This window comes from Allobosea sp. CS1GBMeth4, from assembly GCF_900185715.1.
Taxonomy (GTDB): domain Bacteria; phylum Pseudomonadota; class Alphaproteobacteria; order Rhizobiales; family Beijerinckiaceae; genus Allobosea.
Map to the genome: position 1 here is coordinate 22,850 of NZ_FYAS01000042.1, position 6,336 is coordinate 29,185.

The 6,336-nt window shown below is 71.5% G+C and carries 5 protein-coding genes; 4 read left to right on the plus strand and 1 reads right to left on the minus strand.

What is annotated here, in order from left to right:
* The first annotated feature begins 106 nt into the window (after positions 1 to 106).
* The 4 genes from CS1GBM4_RS20960 to mutL all read left to right on the plus strand — a co-directional run bounded on the left by CS1GBM4_RS20960 (position 107) and on the right by mutL (position 5,497).
* Complete coding sequence (locus CS1GBM4_RS20960) at positions 107 to 763, plus strand: hypothetical protein (RefSeq protein WP_186420700.1); 657 nt, start codon at positions 107 to 109, stop codon at positions 761 to 763.
* A gap of 141 nt (positions 764 to 904) precedes the next feature.
* Entirely contained in the window at positions 905 to 2,203 is a 1,299-nt protein-coding gene (locus CS1GBM4_RS20965) for a pitrilysin family protein (RefSeq protein ID WP_186420701.1), read from the plus strand.
* Positions 2,204 to 2,258: 55 nt separating this feature from the next.
* The gene (locus CS1GBM4_RS20970; RefSeq protein WP_186420702.1) at positions 2,259 to 3,551 is read left to right on the plus strand and encodes a pitrilysin family protein; all 1,293 of its coding nucleotides are present in this window, start codon (positions 2,259 to 2,261) and stop codon (positions 3,549 to 3,551) included.
* 119 nt (positions 3,552 to 3,670) lie between these two features.
* Entirely contained in the window at positions 3,671 to 5,497 is a 1,827-nt protein-coding gene (gene mutL, locus CS1GBM4_RS20975) for a DNA mismatch repair endonuclease MutL (protein ID WP_186420703.1), read from the plus strand.
* A gap of 115 nt (positions 5,498 to 5,612) precedes the next feature.
* Here the strand turns inward: mutL and rsmD are convergent, their stop codons facing one another.
* Complete coding sequence (rsmD, locus tag CS1GBM4_RS20980; protein ID WP_186420704.1) at positions 5,613 to 6,173, minus strand: 16S rRNA (guanine(966)-N(2))-methyltransferase RsmD; 561 nt, start codon at positions 6,171 to 6,173, stop codon at positions 5,613 to 5,615.
* Positions 6,174 to 6,336: the final 163 nt, after the last annotated feature.

Consider the following 6,336-nt stretch of genomic DNA (forward strand, 5'->3'; position numbering starts at 1 on the left):
TGGCGAAAGGGCTCCCGATTTCGCCGGAAATGGGTTAAAAGGCCCGCCATGCTTTTGCCGCGTCGATCGCGCATGACGCTGGCCGGTATCTGGATGGAGAGGTGAGATGGCTTATCGGAACCGCGCGTCACGCATGCTGCTCGCCAGCGGCCTGCTGCTGGCGGCGTCCCCTGCTTTCGCCCAGGAGGGCATGCTCTTCCAGAATCTGGTGAAGGGCATGGGCCTGTTCGGCACGGACAAGGAAGATATCGAGTACAAGCAGCGCGCCCCGCTCGTCGTGCCGCCGTCCTCGACCCTGCCGAAGCCGCAGGAGGCGGGCGCCAACCGCAGCGCCGCCTGGCCGGACGATCCGGACGTCGCCCGCCGCAGGGCCGAGCGCGACAGCGCCAACGTCCTGTTCTCCAATACCGAGGCCTACCGCGCCAACACCAAGCCGCTGATGTCGCAGGAAGAGCTGCGCCGCGGCCGCGTCACCGGGCGCAGCAACGGGCCGGAGGGCATCGTCCCGGACCACAACAACTACAACAACCAGATCGAGCCGATCCGCATCGGCCGCGAGATGGCGGCCCGCCAGGCCCAGACCGACATGTCGAACCTCGCCTATGGCAGCGAGCCCGCTCGCCGCTATCTGCACGAGCCGCCGACCGGCTATCGCCGTCCGGCCGGCACGGCCCCGCTCGGTCCGGGCCAGTCCGGACCGCGCGAGGACAAGCAGGCGGTCGGCCAGCGCGAATTCCTCACCGGCCAGAAGGTCTACGAATAGAGCCTCTCGCCGGTCGTCGCGACGCGTTGGTTTTCCGGCGCGGCCGCCCTATCTATGGCGAGCCTTCCCCCGGCTCGGGTCCATGCGGGCCCGGGCCGGTTCGTTTCTGAACCTCGCGGATCGCAGGAGCTCTTCAAGGTCATGACGGTTCACGCCGCTCCCGCCGACGCAGCCGGCCACCAGGTCGAATCCTATCGGCTCGCGAACGGGCTCCAGATCGTGGTCGCGCCGGACCATCGCGCGCCGGTGGTCACCCATATGGTCTGGTATCGCAACGGCTCCGGCGACGACCCGGCGGGCAAGTCGGGCATCGCCCACTTCCTCGAGCACCTGATGTTCAAGGGCACGGCGAAATGGCCGGCCGGCGAGTTCTCGAAGATCGTGGCCGGCTATGGCGGCCAGGAGAACGCCTTCACCTCCTACGATTACACCGCCTATTTCCAGCGGGTGCCGAAGGAGCATCTGCGGGCGATGATGGACTACGAGGCGGACCGGATGACCGGCCTCGCCTTCGACGAGAGCGTGGTCGGGCCCGAGCGCGACGTCGTGCTGGAGGAACGGCGCATGCGCGTCGACGCCGACCCGGCCGCCCAGCTCGCCGAGGAATTCTCCAGCGCGCTCTATGTCCACCATCCCTATGGCACGCCGATCATCGGCTGGGAGCACGAGATCGAGGGGCTGACGCGGGACGACGCCTTCGCCTACTACCAGCGCTTCTACACGCCGGAGAACGCCATCCTGGTCGTCGCCGGCGACGTCGAGCCGGGCGAGGTGCTGCGCCTGGCCCAGGAGACCTATGGCGTGATTCCCGCCCGCGGCGAGGCGCCGCGGCGCAAGCGCCCGGCCGAGCCCGAGCCGCGCGCGGCGCGCCGCGTCGCGCTCTCCGATCCGCGCGTGCAGCAGCCCTCGCTGCGCCGGGCCTGGCTCGCGCCGACCTATGTCTCGGCGCAGCGCGACGAGGCCTTCGCGCTCGAACTGGCCGCCGAGATTCTCGGCGGCGGCACGACCTCGCGGCTCTATCGCAAGCTCTGCGTCGAACAGGAGCTCGCCGCCGGAGCCGGCGCCTATTTCATGGGCTCGATGGTCGACCGCTCCGCCTTCCAGCTCTCGGTCAGCCCGCGACCCGGCGTCGAGATGGCGGCCCTCGAGGCCGGTCTCGACACTGCGCTCGCCGACTTCATCGCCGATGGTCCGAGCGAGCTCGAGCTCGCCCGCGCCCGCACCCGCCTCGTCGCCGAGACAGTCTTCGCCCGCGACAGCCAGTCCTCGCTCGCCCGCATCTTCGGCTCGGGCCTCGCCGTCGGCGAGACCGTCGAGGACGTGCTGCTCTGGCCGCAGCGCATCGAAGCGGTGACGCGCGACCAGGTCGTCGAGGCGGTCCGGCGCCATCTCAGGCCCGACCGCTCGGTCACCGGCCTGCTGCTGCCGGCCGCCGCCTGACACTGCGCTTCAAGCCATTGCGGGCGGGCTCCGCCCGCGCCGCCGAGGATTGCCGATGAACCGTCCGCTCGCTCCCGTCGCCGCCGCTCCCGGGCCCTCGCTCGCGGTCCAGCGCGTCACCGCCGCCTGCGGCGTCGAGGCCTGGCTGGTCGAGGAGCACAGCCTGCCGCTTCTGGCGCTGGAATTCGCCTTCGACGGCGGCGCCAATCGCGACCCGGCGGACGGCGCCGGCAGCGCCAATCTGGTCTCCGGACTCCTCGACGAGGGGGCCGGCGACCTCGATGCCGAGGCCTTCCAGGGGCGCCTCGCCGACCACGCGATCAACCTCTCCTTCGACGCCCGTCGCGACGATTTCCATGGCCAGCTCCAGACCCTGTCGCAGCATCGCGAGATCGCCTTCGAGTTGCTCGGCCTCGCCCTCAACGCGCCGCGCTTCGACGCCGACGCGGTGGCGCGAGTCAAGGCGCAGGTGATCGCCGGCCTGCAGCGCCAGGCACAGAACCCGGATGTGATCTGCCGCAACGCGCTCTTCGCCGCGGCCTTTCCGGGCCACGCCTATGGCCGGCCGGAGCGGGGCGACGTCGCCAGCGTCCGCCGGCTCGAACCGGAGGGGCTGAAAGCCCTGACGCGCGATCTCTTCACCCGCGGTGGGCTGAAGGTGGTCGCGGTCGGCGCCATCACCGCGGGCGAGTTGGCCGCCCGGCTCGATGCGCTCTTCGGCGCGCTGCCGGCCGGCGCCCCGCGCGCCAGGCCCGCCGCGCCGTTGCCGGTCGCCGGGCTCGGCGAGACTCATATCGTCGATCTCGACGTGCCGCAGACCGTGCTGCGCTTCATCGGTCCCGGGCTGATGTGGGACGATCCCGACTTCATCGCCGCGACCGTGCTGAACCATATCCTCGGCGGCTCGGCCTTCACCTCGCGTCTGTTCATGGAAGTACGCGAGAAGCGCGGCCTCGCCTATGGCGTCTCTTCCAGCCTGGTGCCCCTGCGCCAGAGCGGCCTGCTCGTCGGCGGCACCTCGACGCGCAACGATCGCGTCGCCGAATCCATGTCTGTGATCCGCGAGGAGATCGCCAAGCTCGTCAGCGAGGGCCCGAGCGGGCACGAGGTCGAGGAGGCCAAGCGCTATCTGATCGGCTCCTATTCCCTGCGCTTCGACACCTCGCCGAAGATCGCCGGCGAACTGCTCGGCCTCGCCATTCGCGGCGAGCAGCCGGAGTTCGTCGAAACCCGCAACCAGCGCTTCGCCGCGGTGACGCTGGCCGATGTCCGGCGCGTCGCGCAGCGCCTGTTCGGCGAGGGTCGGCTGCTGGTCCAGGCCGTCGGCCGGCCGGCCGGGCTGGTGTGAGTGTTGGGCTTGCCGGTTGTCGCCGGATGGAACCTCTCCGTCATTCCGGGCTCGGTGCTGACGCGCCGCCCCGGAAAGACGGCATTGCCCTCGCGCTGGCCTTGCCTGCTGCATAACCGATGACCATTCGCCGCCTCGATCCCGTCCTGGTCGATCGCATCGCCGCCGGCGAGGTGATCGAGCGGCCAGCCGCAGCGGTGAAGGAACTGGTCGAGAACGCGATCGATGCCGGCGCTGCCAGCATCGCCGTCACCATCCGCGGCGGCGGGCGCGAGCTGATCCGCGTCGTCGACGACGGCATCGGCATGAGTCCCGACGATCTCGCCCTCTGCGTCGAGCGCCACGCCACCTCCAAGCTCCCGGACGGCGACCTCTTCGCCATCCGCTCCCTCGGCTTCCGCGGCGAGGCGCTGCCCTCGATCGGCTCGGTGGCGCGCCTCTCGATCACCACGCGCCGGCGCGATGCGGCGCAGGGCTGCGCCCTCGTCGTCGAGGCCGGCGCCAAGGGGCCGGTCAGGCCGGCGGCGGCGGGGCCCGGCACCCGCATCGAGGTCAGCGACCTCTTCATCTTCACACCGGCCCGCCTCAAATTCCTCAAGAGCGACCGGGCCGAGGCGCAGGCCGTCTCCGACATGCTGCGGCGCCTCGCGATCGCCCATCCCGAGGTCCGCTTCTCGCTCGAAGGCGAGCATGCCGGCGCCTTCGACTGGCCGGCCGAGCCGATCGGCGCCGAAGGGCGGCTGCGCCGCCTCGGCCGCGCGCTCGGGCGCGACTTTCCCGAGAACGCATTTCCGGTCGAGACTGAGCGCGAGGGCGTCCGGCTCTCGGGCTTCGCCGGCCTGCCGACCTTCCATCGCGGCACCTCGGCCGGCGTCCACATGGCGGTCAATGGCCGCCCGGTGCGCGACAAGCTGCTGCTCTCGGCGGTGCGCGGCGCCTATGCCGACGTCGTGCCCTCGGACCGGCACCCGGTGCTCTATCTCGACCTGCTCTGCGACCCTGCCGCCGTCGACGTCAACGTCCACCCGGCCAAGAGCGAGGTCCGCTTCCGCGACCCGGCGCTGGTGCGCGGCCTCGTCGTGTCGAGCCTCAAGGCGGCTTTGGCAGGCGCCGGCCATCGCGCCACCACCACCGGCGGCGCCCGCACGCTCGACGCCTTCCGGGCGGTCTTCTCAGGCGGCGGCTTCGGCGATGGCGGCCCGGCGACGATCCAGCGCCCGAATTTCGGCGGCGGCGCTGACTGGCGCATGCCCGAGGCCCCCGCCCAGCCGCTGCAGGCCGGCTTCGCCGATCTCGCCATGCCCTCGGCGGATGCCCGTGCGCATCTCGCCGAGCCGCCGCAGGATGCGCTCGACCGGCCGCTCGGCGCCGCCCGCGCCCAGGTCCACGGCACCTATATCGTCGCCCAGACCCGCGACGGCATGGTCATCGTCGACCAGCACGCCGCCCATGAGCGCCTGGTCTATGAGCGGCTCAAGGCCGAGCGGGCGAAGAGCGGCATCGTCAGCCAGCCCTTGCTTCTGCCCGAGGTGGTCGAGCTCGACCCGGTCGACGCCGACCGGCTCAACGCGGCGGCCTCGGACCTCGCCTCGCTCGGCCTCGTCATCGAGAGCTTCGGCCCCGGCGCCGTGCTGGTGCGCGAGGCGCCCGCCGCCATCGCCGGCGGCGACCTCCGGGGCATTGTCCGCGATGTCGCCGACGCGCTCGCCGAGCATGGCCAGATCAGCGGAACTCCGGGTTCGCTGGAGCGCCGGCTCGACCATGTGCTCGCGACCATGGCCTGCCACAACTCCGTCCGCGCCGGCCGCCGCCTTCGGCCGGAGGAGATGGACGCGCTCCTGCGCGAGATGGAGGCGACGCCGAACTCCGGCCAGTGCAATCACGGCCGCCCGACCTATGTCGAACTGAAGCTCAACGATATCGAGAAGCTGTTCGGGAGACGGTGAGAGCTATCCGTCATTGCGAGGAGTATAGCGACGAAGCAATCCAGCGGCGGCAGGGCTCTGCGGCAAGTCCACCTTGATTGCTTCGTCGCTACGCTTCTCGCAATGACGGGTAGGTTCATACGATCCGCAAGAACCGCACCTGCGTCTCGCCATAATCGCGCCGCTCGAGCTCCTCGAAGCCCTCCGGTAACGTGATCTCGGCATCCGCCGCTTCCTCCAGCACGACCAGCGCGTCCTGCGCCAGCCAGCCGCCTGCGCGCGCCGAGGCGAGCGCCTTCTCGCCCAGGCCCTTGCGATAGGGCGGGTCGCAGAAGACGAGGTCGAACGGCGCCATGCCGGTGATCGGGCCGAGCTTCGTCGCGTCGCGGCGGAAGATGCGCGAGAGGCCCGCGAGCCCGAGCGCCATCTGGTTCTCGCGGATCAGCCCGCGCGCCTCGGCGCCGTCGTCGACCAGCAGCGCGAAGGCGGCGCCGCGCGAGAGCGCCTCGAAGGCCATCGCGCCGGTGCCGGCGAAGAGGTCGAGCACGCGCGCCCCCTCCGCCGCATCGCCATGGCCATGCGCCAGCACGTTGAACAACGATTCCCGCAGGCGATCCGAGGTCGGCCGAATCGCGCCGATGCCCGGCTTCGGGCTGGCGAGCGTGCGGCCGCCGAAGCGTCCCCCGACGATGCGCATGGCGCAGACCTCAGCCGCGGCGCCCGCCGCCCGAACGTGGCGGGCCGGAGCGCGGCGGCCTGTCGCCGCCGGAACCCGGGCCACGCCCGCCGGGCCGATCGCCACCGGGCCTGTCGCCGCCTGGCCTGGAACCCGCCGGCTTGCCGCGGAAGGGGCGGGCCGG